Origin of the sequence: Lachnospira hominis (ex Hitch et al. 2025), from assembly GCF_040096395.1 — a bacterium.
Taxonomy (GTDB): domain Bacteria; phylum Bacillota; class Clostridia; order Lachnospirales; family Lachnospiraceae; genus Lachnospira; species Lachnospira hominis.
In genome coordinates, this window is the sequence record NZ_JBBMES010000003.1 from 113,064 (window position 1) to 138,838 (window position 25,775).

Annotated in this window: 25 protein-coding genes; 24 read left to right on the plus strand and 1 reads right to left on the minus strand. The window is 35.4% G+C overall.

Annotated features, from left to right (window positions below):
- The first annotated feature begins 78 nt into the window (after positions 1-78).
- The 23 genes from WMO38_RS04165 (at position 79) to WMO38_RS04275 (ending at position 23,092) form a co-directional block, all read left to right on the plus strand.
- Entirely contained in the window at positions 79-1,986 is a 1,908-nt protein-coding gene (locus WMO38_RS04165) for an OPT family oligopeptide transporter (RefSeq protein WP_349161610.1), read from the plus strand.
- A 104-nt stretch (positions 1,987-2,090) separates the two neighbouring features.
- Positions 2,091-2,447 carry a PqqD family protein gene (locus WMO38_RS04170; protein ID WP_021866336.1) on the plus strand — a complete coding sequence of 119 codons (357 nt, stop codon included), beginning with the start codon at positions 2,091-2,093 and terminating at the stop codon, positions 2,445-2,447.
- Between the two features lie 31 nt (positions 2,448-2,478).
- Positions 2,479-3,924, plus strand: coding sequence for an aminoacyl-histidine dipeptidase (locus WMO38_RS04175; protein ID WP_349161613.1), 1,446 nt, complete (start codon positions 2,479-2,481; stop codon positions 3,922-3,924).
- Between the two features lie 44 nt (positions 3,925-3,968).
- Positions 3,969-4,433, plus strand: coding sequence for a NanQ anomerase/TabA/YiaL family protein (locus WMO38_RS04180; protein WP_021866334.1), 465 nt, complete (start codon positions 3,969-3,971; stop codon positions 4,431-4,433).
- A 121-nt stretch (positions 4,434-4,554) separates the two neighbouring features.
- A complete protein-coding gene (locus WMO38_RS04185) occupies positions 4,555-5,112 on the plus strand; it encodes an NUDIX hydrolase (RefSeq protein ID WP_349161615.1) in 558 nt (185 codons plus the stop codon).
- Positions 5,102-6,118 carry a DUF3878 family protein gene (locus WMO38_RS04190; RefSeq protein ID WP_349161773.1) on the plus strand — a complete coding sequence of 339 codons (1,017 nt, stop codon included), beginning with the start codon at positions 5,102-5,104 and terminating at the stop codon, positions 6,116-6,118. Before WMO38_RS04185 ends, WMO38_RS04190 begins: the two co-directional genes overlap by 11 nt.
- A 67-nt stretch (positions 6,119-6,185) precedes the next feature.
- Complete coding sequence (locus WMO38_RS04195; protein ID WP_349161774.1) at positions 6,186-6,479, plus strand: UvrD-helicase domain-containing protein; 294 nt, start codon at positions 6,186-6,188, stop codon at positions 6,477-6,479.
- Positions 6,480-6,490: 11 nt separating this feature from the next.
- Positions 6,491-6,838 (plus strand): 3'-5' exonuclease, encoded by a 348-nt coding sequence (locus WMO38_RS04200; RefSeq protein ID WP_349161616.1) that lies wholly within the window; start codon positions 6,491-6,493, stop codon positions 6,836-6,838.
- A 44-nt stretch (positions 6,839-6,882) separates the two neighbouring features.
- Entirely contained in the window at positions 6,883-7,449 is a 567-nt protein-coding gene (locus WMO38_RS04205) for a 2'-5' RNA ligase family protein (protein ID WP_349161617.1), read from the plus strand.
- Positions 7,450-7,527: 78 nt separating this feature from the next.
- A complete protein-coding gene (locus tag WMO38_RS04210) occupies positions 7,528-8,247 on the plus strand; it encodes a phosphatase (protein WP_349161618.1) in 720 nt (239 codons plus the stop codon).
- Between the two features lie 14 nt (positions 8,248-8,261).
- The gene (locus WMO38_RS04215; RefSeq protein WP_349161620.1) at positions 8,262-8,672 is read left to right on the plus strand and encodes a peptide deformylase; all 411 of its coding nucleotides are present in this window, start codon (positions 8,262-8,264) and stop codon (positions 8,670-8,672) included.
- Positions 8,673-8,799: 127 nt separating this feature from the next.
- Positions 8,800-9,285: a GNAT family N-acetyltransferase gene (locus WMO38_RS04220; RefSeq protein WP_349161622.1), complete on the plus strand. Its 486-nt coding sequence runs from the start codon at positions 8,800-8,802 to the stop codon at positions 9,283-9,285.
- A gap of 65 nt (positions 9,286-9,350) precedes the next feature.
- Positions 9,351-9,890: a nitroreductase family protein gene (locus tag WMO38_RS04225; RefSeq protein WP_349161623.1), complete on the plus strand. Its 540-nt coding sequence runs from the start codon at positions 9,351-9,353 to the stop codon at positions 9,888-9,890.
- Positions 9,891-10,019: 129 nt separating this feature from the next.
- Positions 10,020-10,652: a methylated-DNA--[protein]-cysteine S-methyltransferase gene (locus WMO38_RS04230; RefSeq protein WP_349161624.1), complete on the plus strand. Its 633-nt coding sequence runs from the start codon at positions 10,020-10,022 to the stop codon at positions 10,650-10,652.
- 89 nt (positions 10,653-10,741) lie between these two features.
- Entirely contained in the window at positions 10,742-14,359 is a 3,618-nt protein-coding gene (locus tag WMO38_RS04235; RefSeq protein ID WP_349161625.1) for an HD domain-containing phosphohydrolase, read from the plus strand.
- Positions 14,346-15,587: a BMP family ABC transporter substrate-binding protein gene (locus WMO38_RS04240; protein WP_349161626.1), complete on the plus strand. Its 1,242-nt coding sequence runs from the start codon at positions 14,346-14,348 to the stop codon at positions 15,585-15,587. Before WMO38_RS04235 ends, WMO38_RS04240 begins: the two co-directional genes overlap by 14 nt.
- Before the next feature lie 319 nt (positions 15,588-15,906).
- Complete coding sequence (locus WMO38_RS04245; protein WP_349161628.1) at positions 15,907-17,271, plus strand: site-specific integrase; 1,365 nt, start codon at positions 15,907-15,909, stop codon at positions 17,269-17,271.
- 120 nt (positions 17,272-17,391) lie between these two features.
- Positions 17,392-17,514, plus strand: a complete 123-nt coding sequence (locus WMO38_RS04250) for a hypothetical protein (protein WP_349161629.1) — start codon at positions 17,392-17,394, stop codon at positions 17,512-17,514.
- Positions 17,515-17,583: 69 nt separating this feature from the next.
- On the plus strand, positions 17,584-19,119 hold the full coding sequence (locus WMO38_RS04255) for an RNA/DNA-binding domain-containing protein (RefSeq protein WP_349161630.1): 1,536 nt from the start codon (positions 17,584-17,586) through the stop codon (positions 19,117-19,119).
- Between the two features lie 331 nt (positions 19,120-19,450).
- Positions 19,451-20,437, plus strand: coding sequence for a diaminopimelate dehydrogenase (locus WMO38_RS04260; RefSeq protein ID WP_186836760.1), 987 nt, complete (start codon positions 19,451-19,453; stop codon positions 20,435-20,437).
- 35 nt (positions 20,438-20,472) lie between these two features.
- Complete coding sequence (locus WMO38_RS04265) at positions 20,473-21,072, plus strand: hydrolase (protein WP_349161631.1); 600 nt, start codon at positions 20,473-20,475, stop codon at positions 21,070-21,072.
- Complete coding sequence (locus tag WMO38_RS04270; RefSeq protein WP_349161633.1) at positions 21,059-21,688, plus strand: MBL fold metallo-hydrolase; 630 nt, start codon at positions 21,059-21,061, stop codon at positions 21,686-21,688. Before WMO38_RS04265 ends, WMO38_RS04270 begins: the two co-directional genes overlap by 14 nt.
- Positions 21,689-21,811: 123 nt before the next feature.
- Positions 21,812-23,092, plus strand: coding sequence for an O-acetylhomoserine aminocarboxypropyltransferase/cysteine synthase family protein (locus tag WMO38_RS04275; protein ID WP_186836642.1), 1,281 nt, complete (start codon positions 21,812-21,814; stop codon positions 23,090-23,092).
- 112 nt (positions 23,093-23,204) lie between these two features.
- On the opposite strand, the gene WMO38_RS04280 is transcribed toward WMO38_RS04275, so the two are convergent.
- Positions 23,205-24,239, minus strand: a complete 1,035-nt coding sequence (locus WMO38_RS04280; RefSeq protein WP_349161634.1) for an FUSC family protein — start codon at positions 24,237-24,239, stop codon at positions 23,205-23,207.
- A gap of 384 nt (positions 24,240-24,623) precedes the next feature.
- On the opposite strand from WMO38_RS04280, the gene WMO38_RS04285 reads away from it, so the two are divergent.
- Complete coding sequence (locus WMO38_RS04285; RefSeq protein WP_349161635.1) at positions 24,624-25,772, plus strand: Gfo/Idh/MocA family protein; 1,149 nt, start codon at positions 24,624-24,626, stop codon at positions 25,770-25,772.
- The last annotated feature ends 3 nt before the right edge of the window (positions 25,773-25,775 follow it).

The following is a 25,775-nucleotide window of genomic DNA, read 5'->3' on the forward strand; positions in this document are numbered from 1 at the left end:
ACATAATAACAGTTTCTTAATATAATATTAAGAATATGATGCATTTTGCATTAAATATTTAAGAAAGAGAGAAAAATTATGAACGAAAAACAAGAGTTCAAGCCGTATATTCCGGCTGATAAGGTGATGCCTGAACTTACAGTTACATCTGTAATCATAGGTGTTTTATTAGCTGTATTATTTGGCGGTGCCAACGCATATTTAGGTCTGCGTGTTGGTATGACAGTTTCGGCTTCTATTCCTGCGGCCGTTATCTCTATGGGAATTATTCGCTTTATTTTAAGAAGAGATTCTATTTTAGAGAATAATATGGTTCAGACAATCGGTTCTGCAGGTGAATCTGTTGCGGCAGGTGCAATCTTTACACTTCCTGCATTATTTATGTGGGCTCAGGAGGGCGGCACATCTATGCCTTCTTTGATAGAGATAGCACTTATTGCATTAATTGGTGGTTTCCTCGGAGTATTATTCATGATTCCACTTCGTAGTGCATTAATTGTTCAGGAGCATGGCGTGTTACCTTATCCTGAAGGACAGGCATGTGCTGAGGTATTAGTTGCCGGAGAAGAAGGCGGTGCTAAGGCAAGTACAGTATTTGCGGGTCTTGGTATTGCAGCTGTTTATAAGTTTATCGCTGATGGACTTAAAGTATTCCCTAGCGAGGTTGATTTTACTATCAAGCCATACAAGGGTTCGGCTGTTGGTGCAGATGTACTGCCAGCACTCCTCGGTGTCGGTTATATCTGTGGACCTAAGGTATCTTCATACCTCTTGGCAGGTGGTTCCGTAGCGTGGTTTATGATTATGCCGTTAATCGCTTTGTTTGGTGGAGACAACATTATCGGACCTGCTACAATTCCAATATCACAGATGGGTCCATCACAGATATGGTCTAATTATGTGCGTTATATCGGTGCAGGTGCGGTTGCTGCCGGTGGTATTATAAGCTTAATTAAGTCATTACCGCTTATTGTAAAAACATTTAAGCAGGCAATGAAAGGCTATGGCAAGAAAGCAGACGGTGAGGAGACAAGATCAACTAAGGATCTTCCTATGACTTTGGTTGTATTGGGTATTGGCGTGCTTGCAATTATCATGTGGTTAATCCCGGCGATTCCTGTTAATCTTCTCAGTGCGATTATTATTATTATCTTTGGTTTCTTCTTTGCAACTGTATCATCACGTATGGTTGGTTTAGTAGGAAGCTCAAATAACCCTGTATCAGGTATGGCTATTGCGACACTTCTTATTTCGTCAGCAATTCTTAAAGCTACAGGTACAATAGGTATGAATGGCATGGTAGCCGCTATAAGTATCGGCTCTGTAATTTGTATTATCGCAGCTATTGCAGGTGATACATCACAGGATTTGAAGACAGGCTATATAGTAGGTGCAACACCTTATAAGCAGCAGATTGGTGAGCTTATCGGTGTGGCTGTATCTGCTGTTACAGTAGGCGGAGTTCTTTATTTGCTTAATGCAGCATGGGGATACGGTTCTAAAGAATTACCTGCACCACAGGCTACTCTTATGAAAATGGTAGTTGAAGGCGTAATGGGAAACAGCCTTCCGTGGGCACTTGTATTTGCAGGTGTAGCCATTGCTATAGTTGTTGAAATTCTTCAGATTCCTGTACTTCCTTTCGCAGTAGGTCTTTACCTTCCGATTTATTTAAGTACACCGATTATGGCAGGTGGACTTGTAAGACTTTACTTCGATAAGAAGAAAGGTCTTTCAGAGGAAGAACGTAAAATTAAGGTTAATCAGGGAATCCTTTACTCATCAGGTCTTATTGCAGGTGAAGGTCTTGTTGGTATTCTTTTAGCTGTATTTGCTATTATTCCTGTAGGAACAGAAACTCTCGGAGATGCTATCAATTTATCAAAGGTTATTAATATTGGTAACATTGGCGGTCTTGTATTCTTTGTGGCACTTATTGCAACATTAATAGCATTTATTAATAAAAAAGAAAAAAAGACAAATTAAAAAAAATGTGATATAATAAATCTGTTGGCTTTCATGCCGACAGATTTATTATTTTTACGAAAAATTCTGCTTTTTTGATAAAGAGTTTTATTTAAGGAGGTTTCATGGCTAAGCAAAAGGAGAATTACTTAGACTATGTTCCAAAACATAATTCATTATTTGAATTTAGGGATAACAAGAAAGGGCATGTTGAAATTAAAGTTCATAATAAAGGTCTTTTTAACAGAATAGCACAGCTTATTGCGAAAAAGCCCAAGTACAGTTATATTGAATTAGATGAATTTGGTACATATATATGGCGTCAGATAGACGGAGTACGAAGTATTTATGACATCGGACAGCTTGTAAAACAACATTTTGGAGAAAAGGCAGAACCTTTGTATGAGCGTTTATGCCAGTTTACAAAGATACTTCATAAAAATCAGTTTATTGTTTATACTAATAAGATTAAACAAAAATAATATTAATAAAATGTTTTAAAGGAGTTAAGACATGAGAGTATTATCCGAATTAGAACCTAAGAATGTGTTTTCATTTTTTGAGGATATTTGCAATATTCCGCATCCATCTTATAAAGAAGAGAAGATTAGCAATTATCTCGTTGAATTTGCCAAGGCAAGAAATCTTGAATATTATCAGGATTCACTTTACAACGTGATTATAATAAAGGAAGCATCAAAAGGATATGAAGATGTTGCACCTATTATTCTTCAGGGACACATGGATATGGTATGTGAAAAGACACCTGACTGTGATAAGAATATGGACGAAGAAGGACTTGATCTTGAAGTTAATGGGGATTTTGTTTCTGCCAAGGGAACAACACTTGGCGGTGATGACGGAATTGCGGTTGCCTATGCACTTGCGATATTAGATGATGACAGCATTGCACACCCACGTCTTGAATTTGTGTGTACCGTATCAGAAGAAGTAGGCATGGAAGGTGCTGCAGGCATTGATGTGTCAATGTTAAAAGGAAAGAAGCTTCTCAATATGGACAGCGAAGATGAGGGAATCATGCTTGCAAGTTGTGCCGGAGGATGTAGTGCACAGGTTAAACTCAGATTAAACAGAACAGAAATGACAGGAACAAAACTTCGTATTTCTATATCGGGACTTACGGGAGGACATTCAGGCGTTGAGATTGACAAGGGAAGAGGAAATGCAAATGTTCTCATGTCAAGAATTCTTCGTGATGCTGCCAAGAAAGCACCAATATTTATTGTATCTGTTGAGGGAGGCAAAAAAGACAATGCCATTCCGAGAGAATGTTTATCCGAAATTATCGTTGAAGCAGATAAAGCTGAGGCAGTTAAAGCTGCTGTTGAAGAAACTGCAAATGAGATAAGAGAAGAATTTGCGACATCTGATGCGGATTTTAATGTTACAACAGAATTATCAGATGGATGCAGCGTTAAAGCTGTTACAAAGGAAGACAGTGCCAAAGCGGTTGCACTTATACAGTCACTTCCTAACGGAATAATGAGAATGAGTCAGGATATTGATAATCTTGTTGAAACTTCACTTAATCTTGGTATAATTTCATTAGATGAATCAGGTATCTGTCTCAGATTTGCCCTTAGAAGTTCAGTCGGAGCTGCATTGAAAAATCTTAAAAACCAGATTGCATGTGTAAGTAAAACATACGGTGGAAGTGTTGAATTTACAGGAGAATACCCGGCTTGGGAATATAAGAAAGATTCAAAACTCCGTGATGATATGGTTAATATATTTGAACAGATGTATGGTAAAAAACCTACTATTGAGGCAATTCATGCAGGCGTCGAATGTGGTATACTTGCAGGAAAGATTGAAGACCTTGACTGCATATCTATGGGACCGGATATTTTTAATATTCATACAACTGAAGAGCATTTAAGCATTTCTTCTGCAAAGAGAATGTATGAGTATATACTCAATGTAATAGCATGCAAATAATATGCAATAGATAAAAAATTTTTAAAACGAAAGGATGAATTATTATGATTTACGCTTCACTTAATGCAAAAAAAGGTAACTATGAGTATCCGGCAGCAATTGCCACAGCTTTGGAATTTCTTGCAAAGCCTGAAACAAAGGAACTTCCTGTAGGAAGATATGAACTTGACGGAGATAACATTTATGTTCTCATTCAGGATCAGACAACTGCACCTGTAGAAAAGAAGCGTGCAGAAAGCCACAGAAACTATATTGACATTCAGTATCTTTTTACAGGAAAGGAAGTACAGGGATACGCACCTCTTCTTCCGGGCGTAAAAGGTGAAGAGCCTGCCGGAAAGGACAATATTTATTATGATGAAGTAGCTGACGAACAGTTCGTTACATTACATCCGGGTGAATTTACAGTATATTTTACTAACGATATTCATCGCCCTAACTGCACAATGGACGAACCTGTTAATATTCATAAAGCAGTTGTAAAGATTAAGGAAAGCCTTATTAAGTAATAAATTTATATAAGGTTTGTAATATAAGTTGCTTTTTTGAAAGGAGACGTGATGATTGTTTTATGTCTCCTTTTTGCTATATGATTTTTTATACGCTGTTTATAATGGAGTCAGATTAAACATGGAATTATTGGATATAGTTGATGAAAATGGGATACCAACAGGAAAAACCATTGAGAGAAAGATTGCACATAGTGAGGGAATAAGGCACAGGACTGCACATGTGTGGATTATAAGAAAGACGGATAATGGAGCAGAGGTTCTTCTTCAGAAGCGTGCGATGGGTAAGGATTCATTTCCGGGAAGATATGATACTTCTTCGGCAGGTCATATACAGGCTGGTGATGAACCTGAAGAATCTGCAATAAGAGAGATGAAAGAAGAACTTGGAATAGATGCATCCGTCAGTGATTTGCATTTTGTTGATAAATTTGTAATTAATTATAAAAAAGAATTCTATGGAAAGATGTTTAAGGACAGCGAGATAGCTTTTGTTTATGTATATATCGGATCTGTGGATATCGACAAGCTTACATTACAAAAAGAAGAGCTGGACAGAGTGGATTGGTTTAACTTGGAATATGTTTATGAGGAATGTAAGAAGCATAATCAGAAGTTTTGTGCACCGATTGATGGTTTAGAGATTGCGAGAAAATATGTCTGTGAATATGGAATCTGAGATGGATTTTGATGATAAGAAGTTTTATATGAATTATCTTGACGGATTAACGGATGATATGCCGGATGAATTTTTCAGGCTGGCACAGGTATTTGAACTGAATTTGTTTGAACCTGTGAGGATTGATGGCAGCAGTGACATTTATGCGGCATATATTATGAATGATGCAGTTGAAAGCTTTTTTGTGTTTGAACAGCCGGTAATCACAGGTACATACAAAGATATTGAATCTGAGCAGATTGCGGGAGTGGAAAAGCTTGAAGATGGTTATATGCTTATAGTAAATCAGGGTGGAGAGAATGTATTTACAATAAAGTTTGTAAAGCTTAGTATTACATCGACATATTTTAATTATGGCTGTATGGGACATTTCTGGGTAAAAGGATATGAATATTTAAGGCAGCTTGAATACCAGTTTGCAGTTATACGCGATAAATACCGTTTTCTTGGAAGTTCATCCTGCAATGAAAAAGAACTTGTGTTTATGAGGCTGGCAGATTTTCCACCGGTTAAAAAGTACAGGTCAGTTCCAAAAGCATATTATGTGCCTTATCCCGATTCAATATATCCTGAAGCTGTCAGTTATCTCATGGAAGCCGCAAGAAGTGTCGGTGATAGAAATATGGAACGGATGCTTAAAATTTATCAAAAAAAGCCGGACAGCTTAAAATGTAACATTATTGCATCTATGTTTCATAAAAAATCGCATGGACGATTTATAGATAAGATTATCAACGATATGAGGGATGCTGCATCTTCATATGACAGAAGAAAGTTTGACAAAGAAGAGGAAATACAGAACTGGAAAATACATGAAAAAGCTTTAAAAATTATGAATAACTTTAAGCAAAAAGGGTATGAATGCTTTCTTTACAGAGAAGAGCCGTTTGTATATTTGAAAGATACGATTACATACAAAGAGCATGTGCTTGTATTTAAAAACCATGGACTTAATCGAAAGTGTGATATATATACCATAACCAATGATGAAATGTTATATAAATGAGAAAAATAATAAAATAAAAAGTATACTTAAAGGCGTGGGAGAGATTCCGCGTCTTTTTTCTGAAAATATGTTGGAAAGGGTTTATATAAATGAACATACCAGAAAGAGCGACGAAAGAACAGGTATATTTCACGGATATTGCAATATGTTTCTTAAAGAAGAGATTCACAGAATGTCATTTCCTAAGACTTTTACGATTCTTGATAAAAAAGTAGAACTTGATATGATTAAGAATGTAGCTGAGGATATGGGTATTTCACTTAAAGATAATACTGCAAAAAAGATAATGAGTGATATAGATATGTCAAAGCAGGATATGTTATATGTTGAGCTTATGTCTGGAATTGATAGGAAAAGGTAGAACTGGCAGATTTGCTAAGCCATTTTGCACTGTTTTCGGCACAGGATGAAGATGGTGAATATAACGTTGTTAAGGTTATGACTATTCACACGTCAAAAGGACTTGAATTCGATACTGTATTTGTACCGGTTGATTGTATTAATAACAGCAGAATATTAATTAAAGGGGAAACTGAGCAGATGCTGCCTAAGTTAAAGTTTGATGTTGGAGATATTGTCAGACACAAAGTATTTGGTGTCGGTGAGATTATTAAAATTGATAATATAACGCAGACATATGAAATTCAGTTCAGGAATATAAGAGGAACAAGAAGAATAATGTTTCGTGCAGAGCTTGAAAAAATCAGTCAGCCGGATTAATTCGTATAATTGATATGAATTTTTGTTTTGACGGATAAAAACATATGGAATTTCCTAACATTGTGGAGACAAAGAGTAAAGGAGAAAAAATGTATCTGATTTCGGCTTATTTTGATGAACATACAACAAGGCAGTTACAGCGGTTTATTGATGCAGTTGCACAAAATACGGGAAATACTTATATGATTGACAATAATGTGCCACCGCATCTTACAATATCAAGTTTTGAGACAAGAAATCTACAAAATCTCTGCGATGATTTTGTGAAGCTGTCGGAATTGGAATCCCATGATATAAATATATTTTCTGTAGGCGAATTTTTGCCATATGTTATTTATGTGACGCCCGTATTGGATTTGCATTTGCAGCAAACAGCAGAAAAGGTTTATAATATTTTAGCAGTGCGTGAGGATGTGACAATTAACCGTTGTTATAAGCCGTATAGTTGGTTTCCGCATATTACGTTGGGAAAGAAACTTGAAAAAGAGCAAATGATTGCGGCTGTAAGAGCAATGCAGACACATTTTATACCGCTTAAAGGTAAAATTGTGAGATTGGGGCTTGCACAGACGAATCCACACAGAGATATTTGCACGGTTGATTTGAAGTGATTGATTGTTGAGAGATATGATGATATATGAAGTGATTGATTGCTGAAATATATAAAAATATTTAATGGAGACAATATTATGAAATTTACGATAGATACACATACACATACGTTAGTTAGTGGACATGCTTATAACACAATAGATGAGATGGCGGCTTTCGCCTTTCAAAAAGGCGTTACACATCTTGCTATAACAGATCATGCACCAAAGATGCCAGGAAGTACAGGTGTTTTTTATTTTTCAAATATGGGAATAATCCCAAGGATGAAAAACGGCGTGAAAATATATATGGGGTGTGAGGCTAATATTATGGATTATGAAGGAAATATTGACCTTAGCGAATATGGGCTTAAAGGCTGTGATGTTGTTATTGCAAGTCTTCACATTCCTTGCATCAAACCCGGAAGCATAGAGGAAAATACAAATGCTTTAATAAAAGTAATGGATAATCCGTATGTCAATATAATAGGGCACCCTGACGATTCAAGATACCCTGTGGATTATGAGCGTCTTGTAAAAGCGGCAAAGGAAAAGCATGTTCTTCTCGAGTTAAATAATACATCATTAAATCCCGACGGTCCGAGACAGGGAGCATATGATAATGATGTCAAAATGCTCAATCTTTGCAAGGAAATGGGTGTCTGTATTTCAATTGGAAGTGATGCTCACATAAAAGAAAGCATATGCGGATTTGACAGGGCATATCAGGTTATTAAAGATACAGAATTCCCGGAAAAACTGATAGTGAACAGCGATTATAAGTTGTATGAATCGTATATTGGGAAGAGGAAATTATAGGCGGTTAAAAAGTTATGATAAAAAATATCGTAAAAGGAAAACACATTTTTTCAAGAAAGGCAAAACCTGCAACGGAAGCTGACAAGCAGGTTGTAACAGATTTGATTGACACATTGCGTGCCAACCGTGAAATTTGCGTCGGCATGGCTGCAAATATGATAGGTGTAAACAAATCAATAATAGTTGTTTCGGCGGGACCGTTTCAATTTGCAATGGTTAATCCTGTGATAACAAAAAAGTCAGGTGAATATAAGACAGAAGAGGGATGCCTGTCACTGGACGGAGTAAGACCATGCATAAGATATGAAGAGATAGAAGTTGATTATCTTGACAGTAATTTTAAGCCACAGCATGGAAAATACAGCGGATTTACGGCACAGATAATACAGCATGAGGTGGACCATTGTAATGGAGTGGTGATATAATATTGTGAACAAAATAGGTCTGAATTTAGAAGTAGAATGTTATTACTAAAATTTGTACAATGTACAGAAATAAGGAGTGACAATATGGAGATTAAAAGAAATGCATAATTTGCAGGAGGAATAAAGTATGATTATAAAATATGCCTCAAAAGAAGATGTTGAGGCGATTTCTGCTGTTGAGAGGGAATGTTTTCCTCAGTCAGAAGCAGCTACTGAAAAAGAGTTTGTTGAAAGGGTAAAGCATTACGGAAATCATTTTTGGCTGATGTATGAAGCTGAAAAGCTGATTGCGTTCGTTGATGGATTTGTTACTGATGAATATGATTTAACCGATGAGATGTATGAAAATGCAGCCATGCACAATGAAAATGGTGCTTGGCAGATGATTTTCGGAGTGAATACACTGCCGGATTATCGCAAACACGGATACGCCGCACAATTGATTTGTCGTGCGGTTGACGATGCAAAGCAGCAAGGCCGCAAAGGGCTTGTTTTGACATGCAAGGAGCGGCTTATTCCGTATTATGAAAAATTTGGCTTTAAAGATGAAGGTGTGACGGATAAGTCTATACACGGAAATGTTGAGTGGCATCAAATGCGGCTGACTTTCTGATGAAATTTTTATGAATGAAAATTATATAATAAACGAATATAAAAATGCGAAAAGAGGTACATATCATGGAGTTACAGGACGTATTAAATGAAAGAAGAAGTATCAGAAATTATGATGCTGATAAAAAAGTTACAAAAGAGCAGCTTGAAATTATTATAAATGCAGCTATATTGGCTCCTTCATGGAAAAATTTACAGACGTCAAGATATTACTGCATTTTATCGGATGAAATGATTAAAGAATTCTCTGATAAATGTCTGCCGGAATTCAATCAGAAAAATTCAGAAGGAGCGGCACTTGTCGTAACAACATTTGTAAAAGATTGTGTTGGATTTGACAGATTATCGAAAGAGCCTGTCAATGAATGTGCCAATGGCTGGGGATATTATGATTTGGGGCTGCAAAATGAAAATTTTGTCCTTAAAGCAAAAGAATCGGGGCTTGACACATTGATTATGGGAATTCGTGATGGTGAGGCAATAAGAGAATTTCTTAACGTACCCGAAGCTGAACAGGTTGTTTCTGTAATTGCGGTTGGATATGCCGCTAAGGATTCACATATGCCAAAACGAAAAAGTGTTTCGGACATAGCAAAATTTTATTAAATAATATGGTAACAAAGTGCTATAATAGATTAAATACAGGTAGTGACATTAAATGAATTTGTCAATAAATTTGAATTAAAATAAAGTTTTAATATTAAATAGGTATTATTAAGGTGATGGAATGGTATTATGAAAACAAGAGAAGAAGCACTGGCATATGGCCTATCATTTAAGGATACATATATAGAAGCTCCGTTTCATGATGAAAACTGGCAGCTTGTGAGAGTAAAAAGTAACAAAAAAGTTTTTTTGTGGACTTATGAACGGAATGGTTATATTAATCTTAATGTAAAAGTTTCACCTGAGTGGAGAGATTTCTGGCGAAGTGCCTATGCATCTGTAGTTGCGGGATATCATCAGAATAAGGAACATTGGAACACTATTATCCTTGACGGTTCAATACCGGATAAAGATATTAAAAGAATGATAGCGGAAAGCTATGACCTTGTATCTGACAGCCCGACAAAAAGAATATACAGTGCGGTTAAAAAGATTCCGAGAGGATGCGTAGCCACATATGGACAGATTGCTGAACTTGCAGGTGACAGAAAAATGGCACGTGCGGTTGGCAATGCATTGCATAAAAATCCTGATCCTGAAAATATTCCGTGCTACAGGGTTGTGAATTCCAAGGGAGAACTTTCGGGGGAGTTTGCGTTCGGAGGAGCAGGAAAACAGGCAGAACTGCTTGAAGCTGACGGAGTAGAAGTTATAAATGGAAAAGTTGATTTAAAGAAGTATGGCATGAATATTTATTTATAAAATTAAATCGACAATTTATATTTTATATGATAGACTTAAAAAGTAGCTTATATTAATGATTTATACGTTTTTTGGATAAGGGACAGAATATGGAGAAGAACAAGAGATATAGTACAAGTTTATTTGTTATATTATGCCTATTGCTCAATCTTTCGGGCAAGTGTCTGGCACAATGGCTTAAGCTTCCTATATGGATGGATTCTTTCGGAACTATAGCCGCCACATATGTGCTTGGGCCTGTATGTGGTGTTATTGTCGGAGTTACCCTTAATACATTATATTCTATAATTTATTCCTGGACATATATTTGTTATGCTGTTGTAAGTGCTTTAATTGCAGTAATTGCAGGAGTGTGTATCAAAAAAGATTACATGAAAACACTTCTCGGAGCACTGACGGCAAGCTTCTATATTGCATTTGTATCTTGTGTAGTGTCTTTAATTTTCAATTATATTTTTTTCAATGGTTATACAAATAATATTTGGGGAGACGGAGTTATTGATTCCCTTATAAGCATAGGTTTTAATAATATTATAAGTTACGCTGCGGGAGAATTTTATGTTGATTTTCTTGATAAGGTTATAGCGGTATTAATTCTGTTTGTTTTTGTGAAATTTGACAAAGGATGGAAAAGATTCGATAAAAGAGTAATATCGGTGTGTCTGATGTTTGCGTTGGCATCATCGGTTATAGCCAGGATTGGGCAAAATATGAATCTGTCAATAGAAGCACAGGCAAAAACCCAGAATGAACAACAAAAAGATGCTGATGTAATGGTACAATCAGATAACGATAAAATACAGGATTACAGTTCTTATCTTCAGACGGTGTACGGAAGAGAAAACGGAATACCGGGCGGCTGTGCCAATGATATTGTGCAGACGAATGACGGAATATTGTGGATAGGTACATACGGCGGACTTTATAGATATAACGGAAAAGAATTCGTATGGATTGATGAGTATGATTCGATAAAAAGCGTTAATTGTATGTATCTTGATGAAGAGGGCAGATTATGGATAGGAACCAATGATAATGGCTTGTCTATTATGATAAACGAACAGGTTGCCAATGTTGTATCGGAAAAAGATGGTTTATCTGATGATGCTGTAAAATGTATAACACAGGGAACAGATGGCTGTTATTACGTCGGAACAACAGGCAAGATGTCGGTATTATCCATGGCGGGCGGACTTTCCGTAAAAAAGGTAATAGATGACGTCACATATGCTGTAAGCATTGATGCCGACAAGAGTGGAAATGTTGCAGCGGTAAGTGATAGCGGAAAATTAAGCGTAATAAGGGATACGGATGTAATATCGCAATATATTCCGGCTGACGGAAGTACATATACAACCTGTACATTTGATGAAGATGGTATATTGTATGCAGGAACATCTGCAGATAGTATTGATGTATACAGAGTTGACGAAGGTATTCTTACGTTAATTGATAATCACAAATGTAATGAATTAAAAAATATAAAAAGCCTGAAATTTGTTGATAATATATCGTCAAGAGAAGAAATTTTGTTTGTGTGTGCGGATAACGGAATAGGATATTATAACAACATCGGTGATTTTGTAAAACTTAATACGGGAAATTTTAACAGCTCAATAGATAACATGACTTATGATTATCAGGGAAATCTTTGGTTTGTATCATCGCGTCAGGGGATTTTAAGGCTCAGTAAATCAGCATTTACACAGCTCTACAATACATATAATACAGACAGCTCGGTAGTTAATACCGTTACATGGTGGAATGATGGATTTTACATAGGAACCGACAATGGATTATATGTTTCTAAAGATGAGAACACGAATACAAAGGGAAGATGTATCACACCTGTTATTGATGCGTTAAATGGCGTTAGAATTCGCTGCATAAAAGAGGACAGCAAAGGAAATCTGTGGATATGTACATCGGGTGCTGGTGTATATAAGCTGACAATTGACGGTGGTGTAAAAAAATATGATAAAAGCAACGGACTTAACGGCGAACTCTACAGAACGGTAACGGAATTGTCCGATAATACAATACTTGTTGCCGGGGATTCGGGAATGAGTTTTATAAAAGATGATGATTCAGTCTATAACATAGGAACACAGATGATAAACAGCAAGGTGCTGTGTACTTTGCAGGCAGATGATAAGACAATATTTGCGGGTACGGATGGAAATGGAATAGAAGTCATACGTGATGGTGTTATTGTGGGTAATTTCGGCAAAAATGAAGGACTTAGCTCGGAAGTTATTTTAAGAATGGTTGAGGACAGTTACGGTGATGGCATATTTATTGTTACAAGCAACAGTATATGCTATATGGATAAGACACAAAATATACGTGTGCTTAAAAATTTTCCGTACTATAACAATTATGATATTGTCAATGGAAAAGATGACATGCTGTTTGTTTTGAGTTCTGCGGGGATTTTTGTGGTAGATGAGAAAAAGCTGCTGTCAGGCGATGATGTGGAATATCGTTTGCTTAATAATCAGTCGGGACTTCAAAATACAATTACGCCTAATTCATGGAATTACCAGGATAAAAATAACAATCTTTATATTTCAACGGAAGATGGCGTAATAGTTATAAACCTGGAAAATTACACCTCTAATATCAGGTCATACCGAATACAGATGAAATCGATTCAGGTAGATGATGAACTTATCAGAGTAAGAAGAGGGGAAGATATATATATTAACAGCGGGGCACATGTTCTGGAAATGTTTCCGGAGATAGTTAATTATTCGGTAAATGTTCCGTATGTCAGTATATATTTGGAAGGTTATGACAGCGAGCCGAGGGTTATGCTTCAAAGTGAAATGAATAATATAGTATACAGAAATATACCTGTCGGAACATACAAATTTCATCTTGCAGTGCTTGATGATAAGGGAAAAGTGACGGTAACAGAAAATATATATACTATTATTAAAAAAGCCGAAATGTATGACAACTGGTGGTTTAAAATATATATGGTTGCTGTATTTGCAATTATAGTAGCATATATTACTTGGATAATATTTCATACACAGGTTAAAAGAACTCTTGATTTTCAGAAAAAAGAGCTTGAATTTGTCAAGAAACAGCTTGAAATGGGTAACGAAACCGTTATGACAATAGCGAGGACCGTAGATGCAAAAGATATAAATACAAGCCAGCATTCATTAAGAGTTTCCGAATATTCCGTGCTTATAGCGAAAGAATTGGGCTACAACGAGGACGAATGTGAAAACTTGAAAAAAGCGGCACTTTTGCATGATATAGGAAAGATAGGTATTCCTGACAGAATTCTTAATAAGCCCGACAGACTTACTGATGAGGAATATGCACTTATGAAATCGCATGTTGAAAAAGGTGCACAGATACTTAAAAATTTCACGCTTATAAATCATGTTGAGGAAGGTGCGTTATATCACCATGAAAGATATGACGGAAGCGGTTATATGTATGGTCTTAAAGGTGAAGAAATACCGCTTAATGCAAGAATTATCGGAATTGCAGACGCTTTTGACGCGATGACGGCAAACAGAGTATACAGGAAAAAACTTGATAAGGATTATGTTATCAGAGAAATTAAACGTGGAAGCGGTACACAGTTTGACCCTAAACTTGTAGAAATAATGCTTGGTCTTATTGAAAAAGGCCTTATTGATATAGACAATCTGTATAAGGATGGTGAAAATCATGGGGAACAATGATATTAAAGAAAAGATAAAAAAAACACTGTCATATACAGCAAAAAGAGACTGCATAATAACATTGATAACATGTATAGTGGTAAGTATAGTTATAGGTGCATTTATTGTTTATTTAAGGCGTGGTGAAGATAAAACCATAAAAGTAGGAGTTGTCTACGTCGGAGATGCAAGTACAATGTATACAAATAATTTTATAGAGGCATTGTCTGATATAGAACAGGAATATAATGGTAAAGTTGAAATTGTTTCTATGTATAATGTTGCCGAGGGAACCGAGAGGGACTATCTTGAGAGGCTGGTCAGTGATGGTTGTAATATGATTTTTTCGACAAGTTATAATTATGGTGTGACTACAAAAGAATTGGCACAGAAATACCCCGAGGTGCAATTTTGCATGGCAACATGTTCCAATGCCAATGAAGAACCGTATCTGAAAAATTATCATACATTTATGGGAGCAATATATCAGGGTAGATATGCCGCAGGTGTGGCCGCAGGAATGAAGCTTAAAGAACTTATAGATGACGGCATAATTTCGGAGTCCGAGGCAAAAATAGGATATGTCGGTGCGTATCCTTACGCCGAGGTTATATCGGGATATACGGCATTTCTTCTCGGTGCAAGGTCTGTTGTGCCGCAGGCGGTTATGACCGTTAAGTATACAAATTCATGGAATGATTACCGTACCGAAAAGAAGTATGCTAGGGAATTAATAGACGAGCATTGTATAATTATATCGCAACATTCCGATACGGCAGGTCCGGCTACCGCATGCGAAGAAACATCTTCAGATGTACCAGTATACAATGTGAGTTATAATCAGAGCATGCTCGACATTGCACCTACAACATATCTGACAGGCTGCAAAATTAACTGGAAACCGTATATGAAATCAGCTATAGATGCAGTTCTTAATGATAAAGTGATAGAGAAGCATGTTAAAGGCAATGTAAACGGAAATGATGTCGGTGCGGGATTTGACGAGGAATGGGTATCAATGCTGGAATTCAATGATATAGCTGTTGCAAACGGCACCAAAGAGAGGGTGAAAAAGGTTATTGAACAGTTTAAAAAGGGCAATATAAATGTATTTCAGGGTGACTATATCGGAGTAAATCCCGATAATCCGTCAGAGCAGATAGATTTAAAAGAAGGATATATTGAAAATGAGTACAGTTCAGCCCCGACATTTAAGTATATATTAAAGGATATAATTACTGTTGAGTAATCGCTTTTATTATTGGCTTGGGGTAAAAATCCAATATTGTAGTGGTCTGTCGCAGCCTGCATTGCAGGCATAGAGTAATTATATAAAATGTTGTGGTCAATATATACATTCAAAATGATATAAAAATGTATAGAAGATTATAAATGGAAAATTTTCCTATAATATATCCTTTAAAAAGGGCACGCCGTGATAGGTGTGCCCTTTTTTGTGTTGAGGTTTTATGGTGGATGGAGATGAAAATTATAAACTTGAATTATGTAATAATAAGCATTATAATTATAGAAACAAATTTCAATACTATTATAAAAGGGGAAATATTATGTCAGAAGTAATAGAAGAATTGAGCAAAATACTAGTGAAAGACATAAATATATCTGAGAAAGAATTTGCAGATGTAATATATATTTTTAATGAAAGAATTTTTGGGTTTCATAATATAAATTTATTTAAAAAGTATATAGAATATAAAAAATATAAATATATAATAGAAAATATATCGATAATTTATTATTGTAATAAAAATATTATGCAAGCCGTAGAGGATATATACCATGACACTATGGATAAAACAGAATGGATTATTTTATTCAGTAAAGAGGGGATATCTCTTATAAATAATGATGTTGAAACAAGAGATACAGAGTTTGCATCAGGAAAAATAATTTTTAATATTTTATTTGGTAGTAAAATTGGTTTAGAATATTTAAAATATTTTTCTTATGAAAATTTATCAATCAATAAAACAACATATTATTTTAAAGATATTATTACATATAAAAATCTTATGTATCATAAAAAAGAGAAAAATTGGTATCAATATAATAATGCTTTAAAAAGCTTTTTTAATTATTATATATGTATTGGGCATAGTAAAAGAGACGAAACATATAGTTGTTATAACGAAATAGGATTGCATGATTTTATTGGGTATTTAAAAAATGATTGTAAAATCAAATCAAATAATTCTATAAAGAATAAATTCTTTTATGTAAAGGATTTTTTTAATAACATGACAGATAATACTAATTTTAATGTGAGTAGTAATACAGTAATAGAGTTTTGTAAGGAACAGTTAATTGAAAAAAATAATTGTTTAGAGGAAACAGATGCTGATAAAATTAAAAATATAATACATTATTTAGAAGACCGAAAAAATGGTACGAGAGATGTATTGGTTTTTTTGTTTTTACTTTGTTATGGTATAGAAAGAAGAAAAATATGTGAGTTAATGTGGGAGAATATTGATAAAAATTGTAACAACATAAAAATAAATGGTAAGTGGGTGAATTTACCGGATGTAATTAAAAAAAGATTAAAGATATTAAAAAGTCATACACCTATTAATGCTATTTATATAATAACTAATTCAACTACAAATTATATGACACCTGTAAGAGTAGGATTTATAAATGAAATAATGAAAGGGATAGATAAAATTGATGTCAATGATAAATTTTATAAAATGATGTATCCAGCTAATATTAGAAAATGGCTATTTAGATATATGTTAAAAAGACAAATTCCTCTTCAAAATATATTGAAAATGATGAATATTTCAATTAATAATATTAGTAATTATGTTAGAGATGAAGAATTATGGGAATGTGTAACAGATGAGTTTAGAAATGAAGATGAAACTTATAAATATTTGTTGGATGATTTTATGAAAGATATATATGAATAAAATATTGAATACACTAGCTGAAAAAATGAAATGATAAATTGGTAGAATATTTTAATAAAAGGAATCTGTGAGTTTTGTATTTATTGATTTATATTATTATGTAAAGAGGAGAATTATCATATGGCTAGTGTATCAGTTGCAGAAGAAGACAGAATTATTTATATATCATCGGATATGTTTAAAATTTATGAGCATGGATTGAATGAGTCAGATGGTATAAGACTACAAAAGAAAATTTTTTAAATATTTAGAAATGATGAGAAAGGTTACAAATTTTTTACTGATTTGATTATGATAACTGGAAATTATATTATGAATGGAGATGACGCTATGGAACTTGAAATGGGTGTAGAAGATTTATTAAACAAAAGAAAACTAGAATCAGACCGAATAGAGTTTAAAACTGGGTGGAATCCTGATGATATCTACCATAGTGTCTGTGCATTTGCAAATGATTATAATAATGATGGCGGCGGTTATATTGTTGTAGGTGTTGAGGAAGAAAATGGTGTTGCCAAGCGTCCGGTAAAAGGCTTACCTGAATATATGTTGGATTCAATACAGAAAGATATGTTGGGGTATAATAATTTGATTTCTCCACCCTACTTTCCTCAGGGTATACCTGCAGAAGTGGATGGAAAATGGATTTTTGTAATTGTTGTCAGAACAGGACAGCAGCGACCTTATAAATCACCAGAGCATGTAACAAGTAAGAAAGAGAAGAAGTACAATTATTATATTCGTTATCAGACAAGTTCTGTTAAGGCAAATAGTGAACAGGAGAGGGAACTGATTAATATGTCAGATCAAACCCCATTTGATTGTAGAGCAAACCATAAGGCAACATTTGAGGATATTTCACCGGTGCTGTTAGAAGATCATTTGAGAAAAACCGGTAGTAAGCTTGCTAAACAGGTAAGGGAACGAGGTGTTGAGGAAATACTTAATGATATGCAGTTATTGGTTGGTCCACCAGAACTCAGATATATTCAGAATGTGGCAATTATGATGTTTTGTGAGCATCCCGAAAAATTCTTTGGATATACTTATGTACAGATGACCTCTTTTCCTAAAGGAAGCATTGAAAATCCAAGTATTAGTGAAGATTTCCCTAATATTACAGGTTCGGTGCCTCAGATGATTCAGGCAACAATGGAAAGATTTCGTAATTTGATTATTCGAGAAAAGGTAATTAAAGTACCAAATCAGATGGAGGCATTAAGGATATTCAATTATCCATATCAGGCAATTGAGGAGGCTGTGGTAAATGCCTTTTATCACAGAGATTATATGTCCTTTGAACCAATAACTATAGAGATAGAGCCGGATTGCATAAATATTATGAATTTTCCGGGGATAGACAGATCTATTTCAGAAAAGACGATAGCTGAGGGAAAGAGATTTGTTTCGAGATATTATAGAAATAGACGACTTGGAGAGTTTTTAAAAGAACTGGATTTATCAGAGGGGCATTCTTCTGGCATCCCAACAATACAGGAAGAACTTGAAAAGAATGGCTCACCAAGAGCGGAGTTCTTTACGGATGAAGATAGACGAGCTATGAGAATAAGAATTCCAATCCATCCGGCGTTTTTGGAAGCGGATGATCAAGTTTCGCTATCAGATAGCTATGAAAAAGCGACGAAAAAATTATCAAAGAAAAAGATAGAACAATATGATAAAATCTTAAAATTATTAAATGATGGAGAATGGCACAAAACAGCTGAAATAGCTGAAAATCTTGGACTAAAGGATACTAGGACAAAAGAATTGTTAAAGGAATTAATTGTACTTGATAAACTCATCGATAATGGGAAAACAAAAGGCAAGTTGTATAGATTAAAATAATTCGTCGCTTTTTTCGTTGAAAAAACGACGAAAAAAGCGACGAAAAAGTGTCGGAAAATTATTTTATCATTTTGTTAGGGCAAGACTCTGTTTTATGCTTGAAGTTTTTCGCGTTACGAAAAATGGAATGCGTAAAACAAATAAACCAGCTGCTATAAAAAAGAAGGTATCGAAAAATCAATAAAAGTCACAGGTGCAACATTTACTTGGGGTGCTGACAAATTTGAAGATTTAAAAGATATTGCGGTAGAATTTAAAAAAGTAGGACAGTTTTTATATGGAAATTTGCTGCTTTTTCTGATAAAATAAGAGAAAAATTTATACGAGGAGAATTTTAATGAAAATAGGTATTTTAGGATATGGAAATCTTGGAAGAGGTGTAGAATGTGCAATTAAGCAGAATCCTGATATGGAACTTGCGGCCGTTTTTACGAGACGTGCACCGGAAACAGTTTCAATTCTTACAGAGAGTGCAGCAGTTTGTTCTGTTGATGACATTGCACAGTGGAAAGATAAAATTGATGTTATGATTCTTTGTGGCGGAAGTGCCACAGATTTGCCGGTTCAGACACCTGAGTATGCAAAGATGTTTAATGTTGTTGACAGTTTTGATACACATGCAAGAATTCCTGAACATTTTGCGAATGTTGACGCATCTGCAAAGGAAAGCGGACATGTCGGAATTATTTCCGTTGGCTGGGACCCGGGAATGTTTTCTTTAAACCGTATGTATGCAAATGCAATTTTACCTGAGGGACGTGATTATACATTCTGGGGAAAAGGTGTAAGTCAGGGCCATTCAGATGCAATCCGCCGAGTTGAAGGTGTTAAGGACGGAAAGCAGTATACAATTCCTGTAGAATCAGCTCTTGAGGCTGTAAGAAATGGTGAGAATCCTGAACTTACTACAAGGCAGAAACATACAAGAGAGTGTTTTGTTGTTCTTGAAGAGGGGGCTGATGCAAAAAAGGTTGAAGAAGAAATTAAGAATATGCCAAACTATTTCGCAGAATACGATACCACAGTGCATTTTATCAGCGAAGAGGAATTAAAGAAGAACCACAGCGGAATTCCACACGGTGGATTTGTTATCCGTTCAGGTAAGACGGGCTGGAATCAGGAAAATAATCATGTTATTGAGTATAGCTTAAAGCTTGATTCAAATCCTGAATTTACATCATGTGTCATTGTGGCATATGCAAGAGCTGCATATCGTCTTTACAAAGAAGGTCAGAGCGGCTGTAAGACTGTATTTGATATTGCACCTGCATATCTGAGTGCAAAGGACGGAGCAGAACTTAGGAAGACACTCCTGTAATTATAATCATAGCAATTTAAGGAGAGAACTTTAAGATGGAACATATATCAAGAAATGCTGCATTTGAATTACTAAAAAAATATAACAAAGATCCTTTTCACATTCAGCATGCACTTACTGTTGAGGCAGTGATGAAATGGTATGCCAATGAATTAGACTATGGTGATGATGCACAATATTGGGGAATTGTAGGACTTCTACATGATATTGATTTTGAACTTTATCCCGACCAGCATTGTATAAAGGCACCTGAATTGTTAAGAGAGGGCGGTGTGTCAGAAGATATTATTCATGGAGTTGTTTCCCATGGTTATGGGATAACAGTTGATGTTGCACCGGAACATGAAATGGAAAAAGTGCTTTTTGCGGCAGACGAGCTAACAGGTCTTATATGGGCAGCAGCTCTTATGCGTCCGTCAAAGAGCACAAAAGACATGGAACTTAAATCATTAAAAAAGAAATATAAGAGCAAAGGTTTTGCAGCAGGCTGTTCAAGAGAAGTTATTGAACGCGGTGCACAACAGCTCGGCTGGGAACTTGAAAAACTTCTTACAATGACACTTGCAGCAATGGCTGCATCAGAGGATACAATTAATGAAGAAATTGAGAGCATGAATGCAAATGGCAGTAATTGAACTGAAAAAAAACATTTCATATATAGAGCCGACGCAAAATCCATTGTCGGCAAATGTAGTGATGATTGAAGGAGAAAATAATCTGTGGCTGTACGATGTCGGAAATAATCCGTGTGTGCCACAGATTATATCTGCTTTTAACACTTCAAATAAGAAGATAAATGTGATTTTGTCTCATTTTCATGCTGACCATATAGGTAATCTTGATAAAATCAACTATTCAAATGTGTATCAGGGCAGATTGACTTATAAATATACGAAAACAGGTGAAATACTGGAAAATGATTTGTATTTTCGTGATGGTAATATGAATCTTCATATTTTTCCACTCCCGTCAAGTCATGCCAAAGGTTCTCTGGCATTGGAAATAAATGAAAAATACTGTTTTTTGGGGGATGGTGTTTATGCAATGCAAAAAGGTGAAAAAAGGCTTTATAATGCAGGAATTCTTAAAGAAGAAATTGAAATTCTAAAAAATATAAAAGCACAACATTTTATGCTTAGCCACAGGAATCCTTTTGATAATTCAAAGGATTCGGTTATAAGGCTGCTTGATGGGATATATGCCAAAAGAAAAAGCGGAGAGCCGTATATTTCCGGCATTGATGGGGAATGAGAGGTATTAAGTTAGTCGTATCAGAAAGTATGCAGAGTATATTTATGTAATCTGCACACTTTACATTTACACAAAATAGGTATACTATATAATTAAAATTCCACTATATACAGGAGGAGAATTATGAATTATTCTATTAATACAAAATGCGTACAGGCAGGTTATACACCGGGCAATGGCGAACCAAGACAGATTCCTATTATCCAGTCAACAACATTTAAGTATGATACAAGCGAAGATATGGGAAAGCTTTTTGACCTTGAGGCATCAGGATATTTTTATACAAGATTGCAGAATCCGACCAATGATTATGTAGCTTCAAAGATTGCAGCACTTGAGGGTGGTACAGCGGCAATGCTTACTTCATCAGGTCAGGCAGCCAATTTTTTTGCGTTGTTTAATATATGCGAAGCAGGAAGCCACATTGTTTCTTCATCATCTATTTATGGTGGAACATTTAATCTTATTGAAGTAACTATGAAAAAAATGGGCATAGATGTGACATTTGTAGACCCTGATTGCACAGATGAGGAACTTAATGCTGCATTTAAGGATAATACAAGAGCTGTTTTTGGAGAGTCAATAGCCAATCCAGCACTTACAGTTCTTGATATAGAGAAATTTGCAAAAGCAGCACATGAACATGGTGTACCGCTTATTGTAGATAATACATTCCCTACTCCAGTTAATTTAAGACCTATAGAATGGGGAGCTGATATTGTTACACATTCTACAACAAAATATATGGACGGACATGGTGCAGCTGTAGGCGGTGCGATTGTAGACAGTGGTAAGTTTGACTGGATGGCACATGCTGACAAATTTCCGGGACTTTGTACTCCTGATGAGTCATATCATGGAATTACATATGCAGAGAAGTTTGGTAAAGAGGGTGCGTTTATAACTAAGTGTACTTCACAGCTTATGAGGGATTTGGGCTGCATTCAGTCACCTCAGAATGCTTTTATTTTAAATCTCGGTCTGGAGTCACTTCATGTGCGTATGCCAAGACATGTGGAGAACGGACAGGCTGTTGCAGAATTTCTTGAGAAGCAGGATAAGGTTGAATTTGTCAATTATCCGGGACTTCCATCGAATAAATATTATGAAATAGCAAAGAAATATATGCCAAACGGAGGTTGTGGTGTAGTTTCCTTTGAATTAAAAGGTGGAAGAGAAGCAGCAGAAAAGTTCATGAAGAATCTTAAACTTGCAGCAATTGAGACTCATGTAGCTGATGCGAGAACATGCTGCCTCAATCCTGCAACATCAACACACAGACAGATGAATGATGAACAGCTTGCAGCGGCAGGAATTCCGGCTGGACTTATACGTATATCATGTGGTCTTGAAGATAAGAATGATTTGATTGCCGATATCAAGCAGGCACTTGATGCTATTTAATAAAAATTTAATAAACATCTTCAAATAAGCTTGAAGAGCATGTTAATTAAGTAATATTTCAAAAGGAGAAGCTCACGGGCTTCTCCTTTTTGGACTCAGGTTATTCATTATATTAAAATCTTGCAAGCATACGGCTTAGGATTTTATCGCATATAAATGTATAAGCAGAACTAAAGATATTTGCACTTATTCTTAAAATAACAGCGTATTGGGCACCGAAAAGCCCTGCTGCAATAGATAATGCACCAAATGTATTAAAAGCTGTCTGCCATGCATATCCTGCTGAATATCCAACACCGATACCACCGATTATTCCTATATAAGGGTACATTGATGAAGGCAGTACATAGTAAAGGATAAGGAAAAGAAGGCATCCGACTATATTAAAAAGTCCTCTTTTCACAGCTCTTGGCTTTATGTCATTTGAAAATGGAAGGCAGACTGACATACAGGCGATACCTGCCCACATGGCACGAGGGAGGTTGAGCAGTGACATTGCAAGTATTGAACTTGATACAATAAAAGTTAGTTTAATATACCATTTTGTGCGTGATGAAGTAATATTAAATTCTGAAAATAAATTTTTAAAAGTACGATGGTAAGGTCTGTTTTTCTGATTTTTGTAAAAAACAATCATGCATATAAGCATGCCTGCTGACAAACCTGCAATTCGCATAAGATAATCGTGTCCGCTTACATCATATCCCAGAAGCAGGAGATAACTGAGAACAAATGTTGAATGGTTATACATAATGACATTATGGCAGCTGAAAATCATAAGGAGCATTATACATAAGAAATTAATAAAAAATGCCGGTATGGCAGGCACCATATTTGCAAGACGTGGACCGGCAGCTAATATTACAAATATACCTGCAATTGAAATAAGTCCGTGATTTGTCTGAATACCAAAATCAGCTTGTCTGAGTACAAGTACAGAAAGCAGAACGCATACACCAACGACGCTGTTACTGTTTCCTGTCAACATACTGAAAATAGTTACAATTGCAACGCAGAATATCATTACAAGATAAACCTTGAAATTATATATTAAAATATGTCTGAATTTTTCTTTTTTGTCATGTGTATTTTTGATTAACTGCTTAGAACCTGCAGAACTAAGCTGTAATTCCTGATAAAATGTCATAGAAATCTCCTTGTGATGATGTAAAAATAATCCCCACAATAGATAGGGTTGAATAATATAACATTAATGACGGATTATGTCAAATAATTTTAATTTTACATGTAAAATTTTAGATGCAAATTTAAATAATAAGTACCAATGCAAAAATAAAAGTTATATAATAAAATTATAGGGAAGAGGGGGAATGACAGCTGCCTGACAAAAAAGGGAGAGAGTATCAGGACAGCTATCGGAGTTTATGAAAAGGTTTTATCTAATGTCTTTCGACATTGTTTATATTACAGATAAAATGTGATTAATAATTGTTGATTTTATGAAAAAATTGTGAAAAACATGAAGTGTCTCGAAGAAAACAAAAAAACAGGATACAGAAAGGCGGTTAATATGAAAGTTGGAATTATAGGAATGGGAAATATGGGTGCAAAATATGCCCTGATGATAGCAAAAGGTGATGTCAAAGGCATGGAACTTGCTGCGATAACAAGAGTTACTGATGAAAGATGGGATATGATTAGACAATATGTTTCACCTGAACTTATGAAGTTTAATTCGGGTGACGATATGTATGCTGCCATAGATGACAACAGTCTGTCAGTGGATGCAGTAATAATAGTAACACCACATTATTCACATGAAGAACTTGTTAAGAAAGCGTTTGAACGTGGAATAAGTGTACTTTGTGATAAACCTGCAGGAGTTTATTCAAGACAGGCAAGAAGTATGTGGGAGGCATATCAGAGTGCAAAAAAAAGCTGTCCGAAACTTCAATACGGATTCATTTTCCATCAGAGAACATTTCCTGTTTATAGAAAAATAAAAGAAATAATCGATAATAAAACGTATGGTAATATTAAAAGGGTAAACTGGGTTATTACAGACTGGTACAGACCTGATGCATATTATGAATCTGGTAAATGGAGAGCAACGTGGAAATATGACGGAGGAGGAACTCTGCTTAACCAGTGTCCTCATAATCTTGATTTATTGTCATGGATATGTGGAAATCCTTCAGATGTTGCCGGATTTTGCAGTGAAGGCAAGTATCATCCGATAGAGGTAGAAGATGATGTTACAGCATATATGGAATGGGAGAATGGTGCAAGCGGAGTGTTCATTGCATCAACAGGCGAGGCACCCGGTGTCAACAGGCTGGAGATAAGTCTTGATAATGCTCTTCTTGTATGTGACAAAGGCCAGCTTCGTGTATGTGAACTTGACAAGCCGGAAATAGAATACAGAAGAGGAAATGGTGATTTATTTGCTAGGCCAAAGTATGAGTGGAAAGATATAAAGACAGAGCCAAATGATGGTGCATATGAAAAACTACTGACAGAATATGCAGCGGGAAGGTGTGTTGCAAATGGAGACGAAGCTATTAACAGTCTTTATTTATCCAATGCAATATACCTTTCATCATGGAAAAACAGAAAAGTTGCATTGCCTGTAAGTGGCAGCAGATATGAACTTATGTTTGAAAAACAGTTTGAAAAAGAACTTGAAAAAAAGATTAATAAAGCTATAAGACGTAAGTGATAG